The organism is Bacillus sp. NPDC094064 (assembly GCF_050279585.1).
In the GTDB taxonomy this organism is placed as follows: domain Bacteria; phylum Bacillota; class Bacilli; order Bacillales; family Bacillaceae_G; genus Bacillus_A.
The window spans coordinates 92,375-112,016 of the sequence record NZ_JBNNUI010000012.1 but is presented as its reverse complement, the minus strand read 5'-3'; the positions used below and the strand labels follow the sequence as shown (position 1 = coordinate 112,016).

The window sequence follows — 19,642 nt, the reverse complement described above, 5'->3', positions numbered from 1 at the left end:
ATTTTGAAAAAGAATACAAATTTACTATATACAAGCATATATTAAAGGAGGCTACTTCATGTTATCTACACCAATCGGACGCTTAAGAGCAATCGGCTTAATCGAAGGTATTTCTTTCCTATTACTATTATTTGTAGCAATGCCATTAAAATATTTCGCAGGATTTGCAACAGCTGTTAAAATTACAGGCATGGCTCATGGTGTGTTATTTATTCTATTCATCTTTGCGTTAATCCAAGTAACAATCGTACACCGTAAATCAATTTTATGGGCACTTGGGGCATTCATTTCCTCAGTTATCCCATTCGGTACATTTGTACTAGATGCAAAACTAAAAAATGAACAACAATAACAAAAAGGTAGTTAACGACTGTTAACTACCTTTTCTATTTATTCCGCTATTTGTGGGCTAATAATTAGTAGGGGGATAAACACCCCCCTACTAATTAAAATTTCACTTTATAAATTTGGAATTTCCCAATCAATTTCTCTTCCGCCCATATTAGCTAAAATTGTATTTACTTTAGAGTAGGGCTTACTACCAAAGAAACCTCGTCTTGCTGATAATGGACTTGGATGGACGGATTCAATAATATGATGATTCGTATTCGTAATTAACTTCTTCTTCGCCTGTGCGTGGCGTCCCCACAATATGAAGATAACTGGTTTTTCACGCGCATTCAGCAGTTCAATCACACGATCTGTGAAATGCTCCCACCCTTTTCCTTTATGAGAATTTGCTTCACCTTGACGAACCGTTAATACAGTATTTAATAATAAAACGCCTTGCTCTGCCCATTTTACTAAATAACCGTTATTCGGAATGTCATAACCATACTCATCTCGAAGTTCTTTATACATATTTAACAACGACGGTGGCGTTTTAACACCCGGTTGTACAGAAAAACTTAAACCATGTGCTTGATTCGGTCCATGATAGGGATCTTGTCCCAAAATAACAACCTTCGTATTTTCATAACTCGTATACGCTAGAGCATTAAATATATCTTCTACTTTTGGATAAACAACATGTGTGCTATATTCTTCTTTCAAAAAATTAGCTAAAGTACGATAGTATTCTTTCTCAAATTCTGGTGCCAATAATGGTCCCCAATCATTCTTTAAAACATTTTCCATGCCTTCACTTCCTGTCCAATTAATTCACCATATCCTGCTTTGTAAATACTACAAATGAAATGATAAGAGAAACGACTGCCCAAACTGTTAAATTCATTAAAGAAAATTCCATCGATAGTCCTTGTAATGCAGGCAGCTTTCCTGATAAATAATCCGTTAGCGATAAGTTCACACTAAAAATGTATTTCGCACCTTCCCAAGACGTTGCGAATGAACTTAAAATGCCACCTGCGATTAAAGCAGCTAACATAACACCCATTCCAGCTGGTGTATTACGAATTAAAACAGAAACCATAAATGATATAGTTCCGACAACGATAGCAACAAACCAAGCTAGTCCGTACGCCATTAAGATATACTGCCACTGCGGAATAAGATGTACAAAATTTGTATTTAATGTCTCTTTATCAATAACAAACCCTGTTAAAACAGGTAAATTCCATCCCGAGTATCCAAATACAAGCCCCGAGAATCCGTAAGCAAATAAACCGACAAGGAGTAATATGAGAGAAATGAAAAATAACATCGTCACATATTTACTAAGAAGTACTTTCCAGCGCCGAATTGGCCGAGTAAGTAGCATCTTCATCGTCCCATCACTTCGTTCTCCTGAAACAATATCAATGGCAACAATCATGACAAGAAGTGGAATAAATAATGTAATTCCTTGCTCAATAAACGCTCTTACAAAAGTCGGTGCGCCCGGCGCCATCGGGTTAATATCATGATCTAAATAATATTGTTGTTGCTCCACGTTTACTTTTAGCCAATCACGCCATTCTTCTGGCAATCTAGAATTGTTCAACCGATTTTGAGAATCAACAATTTGCTGTTGCAATGAAACTTTCCAATCAGTTGTACCTAGCCTTTTTTGTGTCGTTTCTATTTCACGATACTGCGCATACACAAAAAGTGGGATTAAGATTGCTAAAATAAGCATAACAACAAAAATACGCTTCTTACGATAAATCTTTTCTGACTCATTTAAAACTAGATTCGCAAATTCACGCATTCTGCTCACCCCTTGTGAGTTCAATAAATAAATCTTCTAGCGTAAACACAAGCTCCTTAACACTATGTACATCTATCCCATTTTCTACAAAGTGTTTATTCCAGCTACTTATAGACGCAATATCCATGCGACATAGTAATCGTTCATCCTCTATACTCACTTCTCTTACCTCTGCAGCATCTTCTAGCATATCTTTCGCTTTTCCAATCGGCGTAACGATCCATTCTACGCGATCACTTGCTGTTTTAATTAGTTCTTCAATCGGTGCCACTGTAATCATTTTCCCTTTATGAATAATAGCAACACGATCGCATATCATTTGTACTTCACTTAGCAAATGACTTGAAATAAACACACTCATATTTTCTTCTTTCACAAGCTTATGTATAAATTCCCTAAGTTCCCTAATTCCAGCTGGATCTAAACCATTCGTTGGTTCATCTAATATAAGCAATTTAGGATTTCCAAGAAGCGCCTGTGCAATTCCAAGGCGTTGCTTCATACCAAGTGAGTATGTTTTTACTTTGTCATGAATTCTTTCGTCCAAATGAACCATTTTGGAAATTTCAATAATACGTTCATCTGATATATTACCTAGCATACGAGCGAATTGCTTTAAATTCTCCCATCCCGTTAAATATGTATACAGCTCTGGGTTTTCAACGATACTTCCAATTTGGCGCATCGCTTCTCTGAAATTTTCCTTAATCGAATAACCACCGATAGAAATCGTACCCTCTGTCGCTTGAATCAACCCGACTAACATTCGAATGGTAGTCGTTTTCCCGGCACCATTTGGTCCTAGGAACCCAAAGACTTCTCCTTGCTTCACATCAAAGGAAATATCCTCTACAAGTGTCTTCTTTCCAATTACCTTCTTCAAGTCTCGTACAGAAAGTATCGTCGTCATTTTATCCCTCCTTGTTCTAGTTTTAATTTACTTGCAACATTTTGAACTAAACGTTCTGCCATATATGTGTAACCTACTTCATTCGGATGAAAATGATCAGAGTATAATAACTCTTTCCCGCGGTTTTGGAATAAATCAAATGTCGGTATAATATAAACATTTTTATCATTTAACGCTAATTTCTCTAAAGATGCATTCCAGTCCACAACAATGTTTGAAGACCCTTTTAAATCTTCTACATCTTCAAAAGGATTGTATAAACCGAGCCAAAAAATAGGACTATCTGTATTTAATTTACGAATTTCTTCTATAATTTTCTTCGCTTCATTTTGAAATGTCTCCGTATCAGGACGATACGTCTCTAAATCTATTTTTCCGATTGATTCCCAACCTGGAAATAGATCATTCCCACCAATCGTTAAAACAATTACGTCTGCTTGCTTAATTGAATATTGAGCGCCACTACTCTCAATTTGTTTTAATAAATCAGGCATTTTTGCACCACTAACTGCTAAATTTGTTAATGCAATTTTTTGCTTATAATCTTTTTGTAAATCCTCTTTCATTCGCCCAACATAGCCAATTCCTTCTTTATCACCAACGCCACGCGTTAATGAATCGCCTAAACTAACGATTTGTAACGTTCCCGTTTTCTTTTTCTCTTTTGCTACTACATCATTTTTCTTAATTAAATTTGAAGCTTTCGGATTTAATACATCATTTACACCTGAAACAAAGCCATATGCAAATAAACAGAAAGATGCAATTGTAATGAGTAGAATTACTTTTACTACTTTTGATCTCATATCAAAACCCCTTTTAGCCCTCATAGATTGTCCATAATTATACCAAACGAAATTTTGAAAAGCGATTTTCACCCCTTCTCAATTATGTCGTTTCTCTATCTACTAACTCTGGTAATAACTCTATATGCTTCACATCTAACTTCTCTTCATTAACCTTTTCATATAATAATTCAAACGCCTTTACTCCAACATTTTTACTAGGATGCGAAATCGTTGTTATACCTAATATATTTGCCACCTCTTGATCATCGCACCCGATAATCGTAATATCCTCTGGAATACGAATGCCTTGTTTTTTCGCTTCTGTTACCATCCCCGCTGCAATATGGTTGCAAGATACAAGAAACGCCGTCGGTTTTACAGACATGCAAGCCCACTCCCTGACTACATTACGTCCATCTTCTACTGTAAAACATCCTTTAAACTTCCAATGATCTAGTGATGTTACCATAATCTGCTCAAGCGAATCTTCATACGCTTTTTTTCTTCTTTCGCTATTTATACTATTACTTCTTCCGATGCAATACCCAATACGTGTATGCCCAGCATCTATTAAGCTTTTCATCCCTTGTGAGAACACTTTATAGTAATCGATATGTACACTGGAAATATATTTTGAATCTATTTCTTCACACGTAACAATTGGACCAAATTTCGTATATTCTTCAAGCTTCTCCTTACTATTCGCCCGAGAACATATAATAACCCCATCAAGTTTCTTCATTTTTAACATGTGCAAAATTTCTAATTCTCTTTCCTCACTATAGTTCGTCTGACAAAGCATCATATTATAATTTTTCTTTGCGGTTTCCTTTGATATCCCCTCAATAATAGCGCTATAATATTGATCATTTACGTGTGGTAATAGCACTCCAATTACATTCGTTTTTCCTTTCACTAAATGAATCGCATTCACATTTTGCGTATAATTTAATTCTTCGATAATCGCTAAAATTTCTTTTCGCTTTTGTTCATTTACGTACGGATGATTATTCAGTACACGTGAAACAGTCGAAACAGATACCCCAGCAAGCTCAGCAATCTTTCTTATATTCGTCATCTCATTCTCCCCTTCTCACAAAAATTCTCACTTGACCTGGTAAGCTTTCCACAATATATCCTTTCCTAGCAAATACATTTAGAAAGGATATACAACTATGCTTCGATTCAAATTAGAATATATATTTTTCATTGGCGGTTTACTCATTCTCTCCATCGGCATTAATATGATGACAACAATTACTTCCTTTGGACTTAGCCCTTATGATTCCTTCTTTATTGCACTATATCAAAATTTCGGGATAAGTATTGGTTTTTGGATTTTCATGATTAATTTTGCATTTACACTTATCGTACTCTTTTGGAATAAAAAACAAATTACTATCGGCACAATTGTAACGATGATTCTTATTTCTCTTTTTGTTGATTGGATTGGTTCCATTACAACTATTATGGACGCTATCCGCTCTCTTCCAAAATATATAACACTTATTTGTGGAAATCTATTCGTCGGATCTGGCATTGGTCTTTACGTCTCCACAAACCTTTGCGCAGCACCTCAAGAAGCTTTCGTTTTAACGGTTGCTGAGAAGAAAAAATGGACATTTAGAAAAACAGAAATTTCATTAGCTTTTTTATTTTTAACGTTAAGTTTCTTATTAGATGGTCCTATTTATTTCGGTACAATTATCTTGTCCTTTACAACTGGCTGGATTATTCAAGCATTCATTCAAATCGGCACGCAAATTTTAAACAAAGAAGAACCTATTAAGCAAGCTGCTTAATAGGTTCCTTCTGTTTTATGATAAGAGATACTACTTAGCGTCCCCTTCAATTCGGTAATTTGCTTTCACACAATCTATTTCTTCATACCCTTGCAATGTATGTAGAATATAATCATAATCCGCAAGAGAAGCTCGATGCGTTACAATTACAATCTCTGCTTTTCCTTTCTCTTCAAGCGGCATTTGAATAATCTTTTCAAAACTAACGCCACGCTCAGAGAACAATGATGTAATTTTTGCAAATACACCAATCTCGTCTTTTACATGCAGTCTTAAAAACTTCTTCACAACAATTTCATCTGGCTCTTTTAATACCTTTTTATACTGCGGTGATACCGCACTATTTCCGTTTACACCTAACCTAATATTTTGCATTACAGCTACTAAATCTGAAACAACAGCTGTTGCCGTTGGTAAACTTCCTGCACCTGGACCATAAAACATTGTTTCCCCAACTGCTTCACCATACACATATACAGCGTTATATTCGTTTTGCACAGCTGCAAGAGGATGTGTATTTGGAAGTAACGTTGGTTCAACTGTAACCTCTAATTTTTCACCATCTCGCTTTGCAAGACCAATTAATTTAATTGTATAGCCTAAGCTCTTACTATATTCAATATCTTCTGCTGTAATAGAAGTGATTCCTTTTACTTTCACATCTCCAAGCTCTACATTTGTAGAGAAACCGAGGGTAGCTAAAATCGTCATTTTTCTTGCCGCATCTAAACCTTCTACATCTGATGTTGGATCTGCTTCTGCAAATCCAAGTTGTTGGGCTTCTTTTAACACGTCGTTATATGCTCTCCCTTCATCTGACATTTTCGTCAAAATAAAATTTGTCGTTCCATTTACAATTCCCATCACTTTCGTAATAAGATCTGAAGAAAGTCCCTCTACGATACTTCGTAAAATCGGAATTCCCCCGGCTACACTAGCTTCATAAAACAGATCTGCCTTATTAGCTTTTGCTACCGCTAAGAGTTCCGCCCCATGTAACGCCATTAAATCTTTATTGGCAGTCACAACATGCTTCCCGCTTTGTAAAGCTTGCAAAATATATGCCTTTGCATCATCAATGCCACCCATCACTTCGATGACCACATCAATATTTGGATTATCTAAAATTTCATTTGCATTTTGTGTTAGTAGAGTAGAAGGTACCTCAACCTCCCTCTCTTTCTCAATGTTTTGTACTAGTACTTTCGTTACTTTTACAGGACAACCTACTTGATGTATAAGTCGTTCTTGATGATCTGTAATAATACGAACTACACCACTACCAACTGTCCCAAGACCTAATAAACCCACTTGAATTTCTTTCATAGTACTGTCACCCCTCAAAAATTGTGTTTAGATGAAATTATATGAGTAAAAAAACTGAAAAACAATGTATTTTGAACATTCGGAAAAATATAAGTTAATCTTTACAAAGAAAACGTTGCCACGTGTTACACAATCTTTATAATATATAAGGGGTTTCTTGATACACGTAATAATTCAACCAATTTGAGAATAATAGATTTCCATGACTTCTCCATCTAACAATTGGTTTCTCATCTGGATTATTATGTTTGAAATAATTTTTTGGCACATCAATATTTAACCCTTTTTGCTGATCTCTTTCGTATTCCTGCTTTAACGTATCGCAACTATATTCACTATGCCCAAGCGCAAACACTTGCTTCCCCTCTTGCCCAATAACAAGGTGAACACCCGCTTCTTCAGAGCTTGCTAATAATGTTAATTCTTTCACTCCTCTAATGTCACTCTCTCGCACTTCTGTATGACGAGAGTGCGGAGCAAAAAATAACTCATCAAAGCCTTGTAACAGTTTCACATGTTGCTCACAGACTTCATGTTCAAATACCCCGAACATTTTTTCCTTAAGAGGATACTTCGGGACACCATAATGATGATACAAACCAGCTTGTGCTCCCCAGCAAATATGAAGCGTGGATGTTACATTCACTTTTGAATACTCCATAATACGTTTAAGCTCTTCCCAATAATCTACTTCCTCAAAGGAAAGGGTCTCAACTGGCGCTCCCGTAATAATGAGCCCATCAAACTTTTCATTTTCAATATCACGAAATGTTTTATAAAAGCTTGTTAAATGCTCTTGCGCAACATTACGAGATAGGTGCGATTCCATATGGAGTAAATGAACATCTAATTGCAACGGTGTATTTCCAATTAAACGAAGTAATTGCGCCTCTGTTTCTTGCTTTGTAGGCATTAAATTTAATATAGCAATTTTCAAGGCACGTATATCTTGTGTTTCTGCCCGCTCCTTCGTCATCACAAATATATTTTCTTTTTGCAACACTTTGCGAGCTGGTAAATCTTTATCAATTATGATTGGCATGTTGTTTGCCTCCGATTAATGCTGTTTCTAAATCGGCAATAATATCAGAAGCATCTTCTATGCCAACCGATAAACGAATTAAATCCGATGTAACACCGGCCAAACGTTGATCTTCCGCACTTAATTGTCTATGCGTCGTACTAGCAGGATGTATAACGCAAGTTCGTGCATCAGCTACATGCGTTACGAGGGTTGCTAGTTTCACATTTGCGATAAATTCTTTTGCCGCTTCTACCCCACCTTTAATACCGAAAGTTAAAACACCACTAGCACCTTTTTTCAAATATTTTTGTGCTAATGAATAGTTTTCATTACTATCTAGTCCCGGATAATTTACCCATTCAATACGCTCATGGTTAGCAAGCCACTTAGCAACTGCTAGAGCATTCTCACTATGACGCTCCATGCGTAAATGCAATGTTTCTAAGCCAATATTGCTAATATACGCATTGAATGGGCTCATACAGTTTCCGTAGTCTCTTAGTAATTGAACACGTGCTTTTACAATATAAGCTGCTGCTCCAAAATTTTGAACGTAACTTACGCCGTGATAACTTGGATCTGGTTCAACAAGCTCAGGATATTTTCCATTTGTCCAATCAAAGTTTCCTCCATCAATAACAATGCCACCTAAAGAGCTTGCATGCCCATCAATATATTTCGTCGTAGAATGAACGATAATATTTGCTCCATGTTCAAACGCTTGGCATAAATACGGAGTCGCTAATGTATTATCAACGATAAAAGGTACCTCCAACTCTTTAGCTGCATCTGAAAACTCTTTAAAATTCAAAACGTTCATTGCTGGATTTCCTAATGATTCTGCGTAGACGAGTTTCGTCTTATTGTTAGCAAGTGCTACAATTTCGTCAGCTGTTAAATTTGGATTAAAGAACGTAACATCAATGCCCAGCTTACGTAAACTTACTCCAAATAAATTAAACGTTCCCCCGTAAACTGTTGAAGAACAAAGAAGATGATCTCCACTACTACAAATATTTAAAACTGCGAGCATAATTGCCGCTTGCCCAGAGGCAGTTGCAACAGCTCCTACACCGCCTTCTAAATCTGATAACTTTTGTTCAAATGCAGCTAGTGTGGGATTCCCAATACGTGTATAAATATAGCCCTCTGCCTCTAAGTTAAATAATGCCGCTAAATCATCCGACGTATCGTATTTATACGTTGTACTTTGATAAAGCGGTAGAACGCGTGGCTCACCATTCTTTGGCGTATAGCCACCTTGCACACAAATTGTTCCCTTTCCCCATGATTCTCCCATCTCTCATTCTCCTTCCTTTTTATGCAAAATAAAAAACTGCTCCTTTCCTAAATAAGAAAGAAGCAGTTTGAAAACACGCTCTAAAATCTCTTTCTTATCTCTCAGGGCTATTACCTGCAGGATTTGGCACAATTCCGTTATTCGGCTGTTGCCAAGGTTTCATCGGGCCTGTCCCTCCACCTTTTCTTGATAAGACTATGCAATTACCGTTGATTTTATAGCAATAATTTCCTAATGTCAATCTGTTTTTCTGAATGTTCTAAAATAAACGTCAACATTTCCATATAAAACAACAAAAGAAGTATATTCCATATTTATTCAAAAAAGACCTTTAAAAAATCCCAATCAATATATAGAATTAAATAAGTGGTTTAACTTATAGGACCCAAGCTCTAATGAAATCCCAATATATATGTTGAATAAGCCAACCTCTCACAAAGATACTATATATATTCCATTCATTTCACACTAGCATATATAATCCTTTCTCTATTACAACTTACATAACGGAGGTATAACATGACAAATAAAAAGGACATGCACTATATACTCGCTCTATATGGCATTCTTTTAGGCTCTATAGTAGGGGCTACAGTTTGGTTATTTTTAGTTACGCTAAATATCGGAATCCACTTTATTTGGGGATATTTACCTAACATTTTCTCTTCTCCCCCTTATTACACTCTTTGTGTAACAATCATCGGTGGTATCCTCGTTGGTTTAACACAAAAATACTTCGGTACATATCCACGTCTCATGCCAGAAGTAATGGGGGAATATAAAAAAACAGGTAGAATTGAATACCGTTTTGTACATAAAGCTACTTTAACTGCGCTTATTGTTTTAATATTTGGAGCTAGCCTCGGTCCAGAGGCAGCACTTGTCGGAATTATCGGCGGACTTTGTACATGGGTAGGGGATCGCTTTAACTTCGCTTTAAAGGGAATGAACGAACTAACAGAAGTTGGAATTGGTGCTACTTTAAGCGTCATTTTTAATGCACCATTATTCGGTTATTTAGCTCCGAATGAAAATGAGGGTGAACAAATTGCCGGGTTTTCTAAAAGAAAGAAAGCAATTGTATATTTAACTACTACTTTTGCTGGTTTTTCCGTTTATTTATTGCTTAGTAAACTCGATAATCGTGGATCCTTTATTGTTGATTTTGGGGAAGGATCCCTTTCAATCAATGAATGGATCGCCTTTCTCCCTCTTACTTGCATCGGTGCTCTCGTTGGTTTCTTGTATTTCAAAGTAGAATTTACACTAGAGAAAATCATCCATCCTTTCCGCGAATACAAACTAACACTTGGAATTATAGGTGGTATTTTATTAGGAATCGCGGGTACTTTTCTCCCATACACATTATTTTCAGGGGAACATCAATTAAAAGATTTAGTTGTTGAATGGACTCATTTATCTTTTTGGGTATTACTTCTTTCAGGAGTTTTAAAATTATGCATTACTGCCGTTTGTTTAAATACAGGTTGGCGCGGCGGACATATTTTCCCAATTATATTTTCTGGGTCAAGTATCGGATTCGCGATGGCTTCAATACTTCCTATAGATCCAATCGCATCTGTGGCTATCGTCACAACAGCTATTTCAAGCTATGCGTTAAGAAAACCGATAGCTATAACATTGCTATTACTTATGTTTTTCCCGCTCAATTTACTATTGCCAATGCTCGGCGCAGCAGCTATCGGTAATGCATTTCCGCTTCCTAAACATAACGAAGCTACAGATTAATAAAAATATAAAAAAACAGCATTAACATAAACGTTAATGCTGTTTCTTTGAGTGACGATTATAATTTCAACTAAAATTTGCTTGCTACTTTAGCAGCCTCTTCAAGACCTGTTGCAATAATTTCTTCTGCTTTGTCTGGGAATTGGTTATGACCTTCAATAACGATTGTTTCCATGTTTGTTGCACCGAAGAAGCCCATCATGCTTGCTACATATTTAACAGCCATTTCAACTTCTGCTGCTGGACCTTCAGAATATACGCCGCCGCGTGCGTTTAATAATGCAATTTTCTTATCTCCAATTAGACCAACTGGACCTTCTGGTGTATATTTAAACGTTTTACCAGCACGGTTTAAATAATCAATATATGTGTGTAGTACTGCTGGAATCGTTAAGTTCCATAATGGGAAACCGAAAACGACTTTATCAGCTTCTAAGAATTGATTTAAATACTTATCAGCAACTGCTACCGCTTTTGCTTCTTCTTCTGTTAAATCAAATCCTTTACCAGCTTTGAATGTACCGTTAATCATGTCTACGCCTACGTATGGTAATTCTTCTTTATATAAATCAAGTTCTACTACTGTATCATTTGGATGTGCTTCTTTATAGTTTGCTAAAAACGCCTCGTATAATTTCACACTAACTGCTTGTTCTGCTGGGCGGTTGTTTGCTTTTACGAATAAAACTGTTGTCATTTATATTTTCCTCCTAAAACTTACTCTTATGTTGTCATATTTTCCAAAAAAGGTATCCCTTGTAATTGTTGTTTTGTTGCTTACAAACATATTTTATCTTCATATCAAGATAATTTCGTCCTCACATAGACGTATTTTTCCATAAAAAAAGTCCACCTTCTAAAGGCGAACTGGGTCTTACGACTTTTGTCTTATACAATTCCATTTCTCACTGCATATAACGCTGCTTGCGTACGATCGGATAAATTTAATTTACTCAAAATACTACTCACATGCGCTTTAACCGTTTTTTCTGTAATGACTAAAACCGCAGCAACTTCTTTATTACTCATCCCTTTTGCTAATAGCTGTAACACTTCATTTTCTCTTGCTGTTAATACATCTACATGAATGAAGTGTTCCTCTTCTTTCTCTTCCTCCGGTAAAGATTGAGAAAGAAGCGCATTTGCTATATCCGGATGTAACTGTATATTCCCTTTATATGCACTACGGATTGCCTCAACAAGTTGATCTGGTTCTACATCTTTTAAAATATACCCACTTGCTCCCGCTTTTAATGCTGGTAAAACATGCGCTTGATCAGAAAAACTCGTTAATACAATTACTTTTACATCTGGATATTCCTTTTTTATGTGAGCTGTTGCCTCAACCCCATCCATTTCAGGCATGTATAAATCCATTAATACAACATCAGGATTTGCTTCTCCTACTTTCACTAAAGCCTCTTTCCCGTTATTTGCTTCCCCAACTAACTCTAAATCCTCCTGGGTACTTAAGAAAAATGCTAATCCTTTTAAAACAACTGTATGATCATCAACTAGCAATACTTTTATTTTCACAAACTTCCCTCATTTTCACATCATAATGGTACATTTATTTGTATACTTGTTCGTTTGTTTTCACTTACAATTTTAATTGTCCCGCCAATCAGCGCTACTCTTTCACGCATCGTTGTCATACCAAGTGATTTCTTCTCTTTTATGTCCTTTTCTATAAATCCATTACCTTGATCTACTATTTCTAATGATACATTTTTCTCAGTCACTTTAAAATAAATCGTTGCTTCTTTTACACCTGCATGCTTACTTACATTATTTAACGCTTCTTGTCCAATACGCCATAATGCTTCTTCTACTACACGTGGTAAATCACGAACACCTGTAACTTCTTCCCTAACTTTCAATCCTAAATTTTCACCATACTGCTTTAAAGCTGGTAATAAGCCTTTCTCTAATCCTGCCGGACGGAGCTGCCAAATTAACGTCCTCATTTCCTTTAAAGCACCTTGCGCTAATTCACGCATCTCGTGCAAAGATTGATCTACTCTCTCATTTTGGCCTTTTAAAACTGCCTCAGCACCTTTTGTCATAAAGGTTAACGAAAATAGCTTTTGTGAGACGGAGTCATGTAAATCTCTTGCTAAACGATTTCTTTCTTCCATTCGTACAAGTTCGCGTCGTTGCTCATTTAATCTTAAATTCTCTATCACGAAAGAAATATGATTTGTTATAGCTTGAAGCACATCTATCGTATTCACATCAAATTCACCATTATTTGAACTAACACATAAAACACCAAATATGTGACTTTGAATCTGTATTGGTGTGGCAATAACTGTCCTATTCGAAGGGACCCTATGACTAATTTGACGTTTTAATAAAATAGATTCACCTTTTTCTAATGCTTCTTTCGCCGCTTCTTTTACATCCTCTTGTAATTCTTCCTGGCAATAAGATGCTCGCAAAGCTAACTCTTCCTCTTCCCTAATAAAGAATGCTACTTGATTCCACTGAAACACTTCACCTAATTGATTTACAACTTTTTCAGGCAATATATTAAACTGATGAATCGTTCTCAAAGCTTGAATGAAACGTTCTAATTTCACATAATAATGTGCTCTTCGTTTTTCATTTTCATATAATTTTGCCCGCTTTAAGGCCGTTCCAATTTGGAAGGCAACTGATTGGAGCAATACTAATTCTTCCTCCGAGAAATGTGTTTTACCTGGGCTTGCAACATTTAATAACCCAAATTTTTCTCCTCCAGCTTTTAAAGGTACCGTAGCATGATGAAGAATTCCCTCTGTATCTCCCCAATTGTATTCAATTGCATTATTAATTCTTTTACATTCAATAATATTAACAGCTCTCTCTAACTTTCCATCTACAAAACCACGTAAACACCAACATTCCCCTTCACACATCGGGCGTTTGTTTTCATATGTAAGCGCCTCTGGTAACTGGTAATCGATTAACTTCGTGTATTTCCCATTTTCATCAGCAAGAAAAATCCATCCTGTCGTTAAACCTGTTACACTAAGTAATTTTTCTAGCACTGCTTGTAGTACATGATATGTATCATTTGATGTATTTAGCGTTTCTGCAATTTCTTTTAATATAACTAATTCATTTGTACGATTATCTCGAAACATACTTAATCTCCTACATACAAGATTTTAAATTACCCCTAAAGTAAATCATCTACTTTTCACTTTGTACTTATTCGTAACATTGATATAATGGTGAAAACATAGTTTTCATTATATCACTTGAGGGGGATTTCATAATGACATTAAATAAAGCACTTACCATCGCTGGTTCTGACACAAGTGGTGGTGCTGGTATACAAGCAGATTTAAAAACATTCCAAGAACTTGGTGTATACGGAATGACATCTCTTACGACAATCGTAACGATGGATCCACATAACGGTTGGGCACATAACGTATTCCCAATCCCGGCTTCTACATTAAAACCACAATTAGAAACGACAATTGAGGGCGTTGGCGTAGATGCTTTAAAAACAGGTATGCTTGGATCAGTAGAAATTATTGAGATGGTTGCAGAAACAATCGAAAAGCATAATTTTAAAAACGTAGTAGTTGACCCTGTTATGGTATGTAAAGGTGCTGATGAAGCATTACATCCTGAAACGAATGATTGCTTACGTGACGTTCTTGTTCCAAAGGCATTAGTTGTAACACCAAACTTATTTGAAGCTTACCAATTAAGTGGCGTGAAAATTAATTCTCTTGAGGACATGAAAGAAGCAGCGAAAAAAATCCACGCTTTAGGTGCTAAATACGTCCTAATTAAAGGCGGTAGCAAGCTTGGTACAGAAACTGCAATCGACGTCCTATATGATGGAGAGACATTCGATCTTCTAGAATCTGAAAAAATTGATACGACAAATACACATGGTGCAGGTTGTACATATTCTGCTGCAATTACAGCAGAACTTGCAAAAGGAAAACCTGTGAAAGAAGCAGTAAAAACTGCTAAAGAATTTATCACAGCAGCTATTCGTTATTCATTCAAAATTAACGAATACGTAGGCCCTACACATCACGGTGCATATCGTAAATTCGTTGCATCAAAAGAGCTTGTCTAACATATAAAGTGAAACTTTCATCAGTGGGGGTTTTGTTCATCCCCCACTGATTATTATCCTTCACCAATCAGGGTCTTACTGCCTGTTGATGCGGGATAAATGAAAACACCCACAGAGTCTCTGTGGGTGTTTTTATAAGCCCTTCTGGTCATCTTACCTTTAAGATGCAGAGCTAACTTTATTTCTACCATTTCGTTTCGAGTAATATAACGCATCATCCGCTGCTTGAATAAATTGATTTGGTGATGACTCATACTCGGAAATCCCTACTGAAACTGTAATTTTTATTTTTGTTCCATCTAACAATTGAAATGAATGTTTCTCAACAGCTGTACGAATTTGTTCACCCATACGCATTCCATAAGTTAACCCCTTTTTCGGTATCAAAAGTGCAAATTCTTCTCCACCCTTTCGAAAAACCAAATCTGGAAATGTTGAAATTTCTTGTAAAATACGTCCTACCTGTTTTAACACTTCATCTCCTGCAGGATGCCCATATGTGTCATTTACATACTTAAAGTGGTCAATATCTATAAATAGTAAACAAAGTGAATCATTTTTCATGTTCTTATTGCCAATATGATGATTCATCTCTAGATCAAACTGCCTTACGTTTCCTAAGCCTGTTAATGCATCTATCGTCGCATACTGTTTCATCGTTTGAAATAACTCATTAGATTGCAATACGTAATTTGCGCTTATAAATGTGATATATGCTGTAACACTACTACAAACTAAATATAACGCTACTACATATATATCATTAAACAAGATATAAATCGGTATTATTAAAATAAACAAACTACACACATTAAACCATATCCACTTTATAAATATTGAAACTTTCATCCGCCAAATAAAGTGAATTCCAATCCCTATCAATACGATAGTATAGCAAGCCAATTCAGAAGCTAAAGAGTGCTCAGTAAAAAACAATCGAGTAATTAAAATAATAGTAACTGTTATACTACTTGCTATCGGACCTCCAATTATAATTGCCAAAATAACAGCTAAATAGCGTAGATCCAACATAATATCTTCAATATGCACACCAAAATGCATCAACAGTACACTTAATATTCCGGTAAACATACCTACTGTACATTTCTGCCAAAAAGAGAGTCCTTCTTTTAACGGCTTGTCTCTTAAAAGCTGGCCTCCAACAAAAATAAAGGAAAGAATAATTGTTGTGTTTACAAATAGATCTCTTAACATAAAATAATCTCCCTACTTTTCCATCTATCCCTTTCCTTATTTTATTGTATACGAAATGTCTATAATTCCCAAAGCTTTTTATTTATTTTTTGCTGTTCCACGTGAAACAGCAAAAAAATAAAAAAGGACGAATTTTCGTCCTTTTTTATTAACAACAGCGTGATATCTTTCCACCTTTTGCGTTAAATCTAGCTTCTTGTGCCTCAGCAAAAAATTGCTTTTGACATACAATCTCTTCTTCTGGATGATGCTTTTTCATATGGGCGACATATGTTTCATAGCTCGGTACCCCAACAAGTAAGCTAATAAATTGTTTCCTTTTCCCCCATACTTGCCGTAGTCTTTTAAGCATAGTTCCTCGACTCACTTTCATCTCTAGGAATATATGGTGCCTCTTTTAACGGCATCGGCTTATTTTTTAATACTTGAATCCAAATTCGAATTGCAGAAATTAATACAGCGATTACAACTATCATAAAAATCCCGCATAGTGCTGCATCAACATAATCATTAAAAATAATTTGCTTCATTTGAGCAACATTTTTAGCTGGGGCTAACACTTTCCCCTCGTCTAATGCTCCCTGAAACACCTTCGCGTGGGATAGAAATCCTATTTTAGGATTTTCATGAAATAACTTTTGATAACCAGCCGTCATTGTTACAATAAGTAATCCGACAGTTGGAATTAGCGTCACCCAAACATATGCCTTTTTCCCCATTTTGAATAAAATTGTCGTTCCAAGTAGTAATGCAATACCTGCTAACATTTGGTTTGCAATCCCGAAAAGTGGCCATAATGTATTAATTCCACCAAGCGGATCTACTACCCCTTGGTATAAGAAATAGCCCCATCCTAATACACATAACGTTGTAGCTATTACATTTGCTAATGTAGAATCTGTTTTCGCAAATGGCTTATATACATGCCCTAAAATATCTTGAATCATAAATCGACCTACACGCGTTCCAGCATCAATCGTTGTTAAAATAAATAGTGCTTCAAATAGAATAGCAAAATGATACCAAAATGCCATCATTGCCGTTCCACCTATTACTTGTGAGAAAATATATGACATACCTATCGCTAACGTTGGTGCACCACCTGTACGGGATAAAATCGTTTGCTCTCCAACATTTACAGCAAGTTCTTTTAATTCATTTGGTGTAATAGCAAATCCCCATGAAGAAATTACTTGAGCGGCCTGCGATACATCCGTACCGATAAGTGCCGCTGGACTATTAATCGCAAAATAAGTGCCGGGTGTTAATACACAAGCAGCAATCATCGCCATCGCTGCTACAAACGACTCCATTAACATTGCTCCATAACCGATTGGCTGTGCATGTCCCTCTTGTTCAATCATTTTTGGCGTCGTACCTGATGAAACGAGAGCATGGAATCCAGACACAGCACCGCAGGCAATTGTAATAAATAAGAACGGGAATAAATTACCTGAGAAAACAGGACCTGTTCCATCGATAAACTGAGAAACTGCTGGCATTTTTAGATCCGGTGCTACAATTAAAATACCGATTGCTAATCCAACAATTGTTCCTACTTTTAAAAATGTACTTAAATAATCACGCGGTGCTAGAAGCATCCAAACTGGTAATGCTGATGCAATAAACCCATATACAATAAGCATAATAGCGATCGTTTCACCACTAAATGTGAACATACTTGCAAGCGTTGGGTTTTCTGCTACATACTGTCCCCCAATAAGAGATAGAATAAGTAGAATAATACCAATTACTGACCCTTCTCCAACCCGTCCAGGCCTAATATAGCGCATGTAAACTCCCATTAAAATAGCGATAGGAATCGTTGCCGCTATCGTAAACATTCCCCAAGGACTTCCGATCAATGCCTTTACTACTACTAACGCTAATACGGCTAATAAAATAATCATAATGCCTAAAATACCTATCATTGCAATTAGCCCTGTAACAGGCCCAATCTCATCTTTGATCATTTCTCCTAATGATTTACCATTACGTCTCATTGAAGCAAATAAAATAACAAAATCTTGTACTGCTCCCGCGACAACTACCCCAACAATAATCCAAATTGTTCCTGGTAAATATCCCATTTGCGCCGCCAAAATCGGCCCTACTAAAGGTCCCGCCCCAGCAATTGCTGCAAAGTGATGCCCAAATAATACCCATTTATTTGTTGGCACATAGTCTTTCCCATCATTTAATGTATGGGCTGGCGTTTGCCGATTGTTATCTAAACCAAAAACTTTTCTCGCTATAAATCTACTATAAAACCGATAAGCAACTGCATATACACATACCGCTGCTACTAAAAGCCATACAGCATTAATAGTTTCACCTTGTGATAAAGCTATTACGCCAAAAGCACCTGCTCCTACTGCCGCAATAACTCCCCAAAGTAAGATCGACTTCAATGTCTTCAAATACAATCCCCCCAATACTACTTCTTAGTGGAAATTGTACTAAATTTTCTGAATATTTAAATTGAATCCCCCTTATCATGAAGGATTTTTAGTTTATCATGTTAAAATACTCTTATTACCTGCTATAATTCAATTTTATTTCGAAGGCGTTTTACATAATTACGGCTGACTGGAATCGGTTGCTCATCATATCTATCTAAATACAAATTATATGTGCCATTATAATAAGGCTTCAATTCTTGTACATATGACATATTAATTAAATAGCTTTTATGCACACGTAAAAAATCATATACATTTAGCTTATTTTCTAATTCCTGAAGTGTATATGTTGAAATATACTGATTATTTGTTGTATAAATGGAAACTGTTTTATTCTCTTTATTTTTACTTACATATACAATATTTTCCGGGAAGATATAGCGAATTCCCTCTTGGCCTTCTATCGGTAGCTTTCGTAAACAACTCTTTGCTCTCTCTCCTTGCTCTTTACCCATTCTATATAAAAGAAATTGTAAATCATCTTCACGAAATGGTCGTAGTAAATAATAAAATGCTTGGAAACGAAAAGCTGTAATGGACTCTTCTAGATCTTCACCTACAAAAATAAATTTTGTATAGCAATTTACTTCCCGTAATAGACCCGCATATTCAAAACCAGTACCATCTAGTAATTTTGAATTTAAAAAAACAAAATCTGGTGTATGTTTTTTCATCAAAAATAATGATTCTGTTCCCGTCTTTGCTTCAAAGCATTCTACATTTCGTATATTTTCAGTAAATGTTTCAGCTAAAACTTTTCGTTCTTCTGCATTTTCCATGATTAGTAAAATTTTCATTTCTTCAACCACCTAATTCTTTTCTCCGTATTT

The 19,642-nt window shown here is 36.0% G+C and carries 19 protein-coding genes and 1 riboswitch; of the genes, 4 read left to right on the top strand and 15 right to left on the bottom strand.

Translation table 11 applies throughout. The features are described 5' to 3' along the window. Window positions 1-58 precede the first annotated feature (58 nt). Entirely contained in the window at window positions 59-352 is a 294-nt protein-coding gene (locus ACQKNI_RS23035; protein ID WP_088231916.1) for a DUF3817 domain-containing protein, read from the top strand. 107 nt (window positions 353-459) lie between these two features. Here the strand turns inward: ACQKNI_RS23035 and ACQKNI_RS23030 are convergent, their stop codons facing one another. The 5 genes from ACQKNI_RS23030 to ACQKNI_RS23010 are packed head-to-tail and all read right to left on the bottom strand — an operon-like array spanning window position 460 to window position 4,925. Then, the gene (locus tag ACQKNI_RS23030; RefSeq protein WP_088231915.1) at window positions 460-1,137 is read right to left on the bottom strand and encodes a uracil-DNA glycosylase; all 678 of its coding nucleotides are present in this window, start codon (window positions 1,135-1,137) and stop codon (window positions 460-462) included. 19 nt (window positions 1,138-1,156) lie between these two features. Then, entirely contained in the window at window positions 1,157-2,149 is a 993-nt protein-coding gene (locus tag ACQKNI_RS23025; RefSeq protein ID WP_088231914.1) for an ABC transporter permease subunit, read from the bottom strand. Beyond that, window positions 2,142-3,059 (bottom strand): ABC transporter ATP-binding protein, encoded by a 918-nt coding sequence (locus ACQKNI_RS23020; RefSeq protein WP_088231913.1) that lies wholly within the window; start codon window positions 3,057-3,059, stop codon window positions 2,142-2,144. The genes ACQKNI_RS23025 and ACQKNI_RS23020 overlap by 8 nt, the downstream gene beginning before the upstream one ends. Continuing rightward, on the bottom strand, window positions 3,056-3,937 hold the full coding sequence (locus ACQKNI_RS23015) for an SGNH/GDSL hydrolase family protein (RefSeq protein ID WP_140417434.1): 882 nt from the start codon (window positions 3,935-3,937) through the stop codon (window positions 3,056-3,058). Before ACQKNI_RS23015 ends, ACQKNI_RS23020 begins: the two co-directional genes overlap by 4 nt. Before the next feature lie 10 nt (window positions 3,938-3,947). After that, window positions 3,948-4,925, bottom strand: coding sequence for a LacI family DNA-binding transcriptional regulator (locus tag ACQKNI_RS23010; protein WP_088231911.1), 978 nt, complete (start codon window positions 4,923-4,925; stop codon window positions 3,948-3,950). A 97-nt stretch (window positions 4,926-5,022) separates the two neighbouring features. Here ACQKNI_RS23010 and ACQKNI_RS23005 point away from each other — a divergent pair, with 97 nt between their 5' ends. Beyond that, window positions 5,023-5,649 (top strand): YczE/YyaS/YitT family protein, encoded by a 627-nt coding sequence (locus ACQKNI_RS23005; RefSeq protein ID WP_088231910.1) that lies wholly within the window; start codon window positions 5,023-5,025, stop codon window positions 5,647-5,649. A gap of 30 nt (window positions 5,650-5,679) precedes the next feature. On the opposite strand, the gene ACQKNI_RS23000 is transcribed toward ACQKNI_RS23005, so the two are convergent. The 3 genes from ACQKNI_RS23000 to ACQKNI_RS22990 form a co-directional block, all read right to left on the bottom strand. Next, window positions 5,680-6,975, bottom strand: coding sequence for a homoserine dehydrogenase (locus ACQKNI_RS23000; protein ID WP_098253551.1), 1,296 nt, complete (start codon window positions 6,973-6,975; stop codon window positions 5,680-5,682). 136 nt (window positions 6,976-7,111) lie between these two features. Further along, complete coding sequence (gene metA, locus ACQKNI_RS22995) at window positions 7,112-8,017, bottom strand: homoserine O-acetyltransferase MetA (RefSeq protein WP_427282699.1); 906 nt, start codon at window positions 8,015-8,017, stop codon at window positions 7,112-7,114. After that, window positions 8,001-9,299: a bifunctional O-acetylhomoserine aminocarboxypropyltransferase/cysteine synthase gene (locus ACQKNI_RS22990; protein WP_088231907.1), complete on the bottom strand. Its 1,299-nt coding sequence runs from the start codon at window positions 9,297-9,299 to the stop codon at window positions 8,001-8,003. Before ACQKNI_RS22990 ends, metA begins: the two co-directional genes overlap by 17 nt. A gap of 91 nt (window positions 9,300-9,390) precedes the next feature. Further along, a riboswitch (SAM riboswitch) is annotated at window positions 9,391-9,495 on the bottom strand. A gap of 323 nt (window positions 9,496-9,818) precedes the next feature. Here ACQKNI_RS22990 and ACQKNI_RS22985 point away from each other — a divergent pair. Next, on the top strand, window positions 9,819-11,048 hold the full coding sequence (locus tag ACQKNI_RS22985) for a chloride channel protein (RefSeq protein ID WP_088231906.1): 1,230 nt from the start codon (window positions 9,819-9,821) through the stop codon (window positions 11,046-11,048). Between the two features lie 70 nt (window positions 11,049-11,118). Here ACQKNI_RS22985 and ACQKNI_RS22980 read toward each other — a convergent pair whose 3' ends face one another. The 3 genes from ACQKNI_RS22980 to ACQKNI_RS22970 form a co-directional block, all read right to left on the bottom strand. After that, the gene (locus ACQKNI_RS22980) at window positions 11,119-11,745 is read right to left on the bottom strand and encodes an FMN-dependent NADH-azoreductase (protein ID WP_098253552.1); all 627 of its coding nucleotides are present in this window, start codon (window positions 11,743-11,745) and stop codon (window positions 11,119-11,121) included. Between the two features lie 191 nt (window positions 11,746-11,936). After that, on the bottom strand, window positions 11,937-12,584 hold the full coding sequence (locus ACQKNI_RS22975) for a response regulator (RefSeq protein WP_088231904.1): 648 nt from the start codon (window positions 12,582-12,584) through the stop codon (window positions 11,937-11,939). 20 nt (window positions 12,585-12,604) lie between these two features. Further along, window positions 12,605-14,176 carry a GAF domain-containing sensor histidine kinase gene (locus ACQKNI_RS22970; protein ID WP_088231903.1) on the bottom strand — a complete coding sequence of 524 codons (1,572 nt, stop codon included), beginning with the start codon at window positions 14,174-14,176 and terminating at the stop codon, window positions 12,605-12,607. A gap of 134 nt (window positions 14,177-14,310) precedes the next feature. Between ACQKNI_RS22970 and pdxK the strand changes: the two genes are divergently transcribed. Continuing rightward, window positions 14,311-15,135, top strand: a complete 825-nt coding sequence (gene pdxK / locus ACQKNI_RS22965; RefSeq protein ID WP_000174251.1) for a pyridoxine/pyridoxal/pyridoxamine kinase — start codon at window positions 14,311-14,313, stop codon at window positions 15,133-15,135. Window positions 15,136-15,294: 159 nt separating this feature from the next. Here pdxK and ACQKNI_RS22960 read toward each other — a convergent pair whose 3' ends face one another. The 4 genes from ACQKNI_RS22960 to ACQKNI_RS22945 form a co-directional block, all read right to left on the bottom strand. Next, on the bottom strand, window positions 15,295-16,350 hold the full coding sequence (locus ACQKNI_RS22960; protein ID WP_098253553.1) for a diguanylate cyclase: 1,056 nt from the start codon (window positions 16,348-16,350) through the stop codon (window positions 15,295-15,297). Between the two features lie 148 nt (window positions 16,351-16,498). After that, window positions 16,499-16,702 (bottom strand): YbdD/YjiX family protein, encoded by a 204-nt coding sequence (locus ACQKNI_RS22955; protein WP_071710843.1) that lies wholly within the window; start codon window positions 16,700-16,702, stop codon window positions 16,499-16,501. After that, window positions 16,695-18,770, bottom strand: a complete 2,076-nt coding sequence (gene cstA, locus ACQKNI_RS22950) for a carbon starvation protein CstA (RefSeq protein WP_088231901.1) — start codon at window positions 18,768-18,770, stop codon at window positions 16,695-16,697. Before cstA ends, ACQKNI_RS22955 begins: the two co-directional genes overlap by 8 nt. Window positions 18,771-18,892: 122 nt before the next feature. Next, a complete protein-coding gene (locus ACQKNI_RS22945) occupies window positions 18,893-19,609 on the bottom strand; it encodes a LytR/AlgR family response regulator transcription factor (protein WP_088231900.1) in 717 nt (238 codons plus the stop codon). Window positions 19,610-19,642 lie beyond the last annotated feature (33 nt).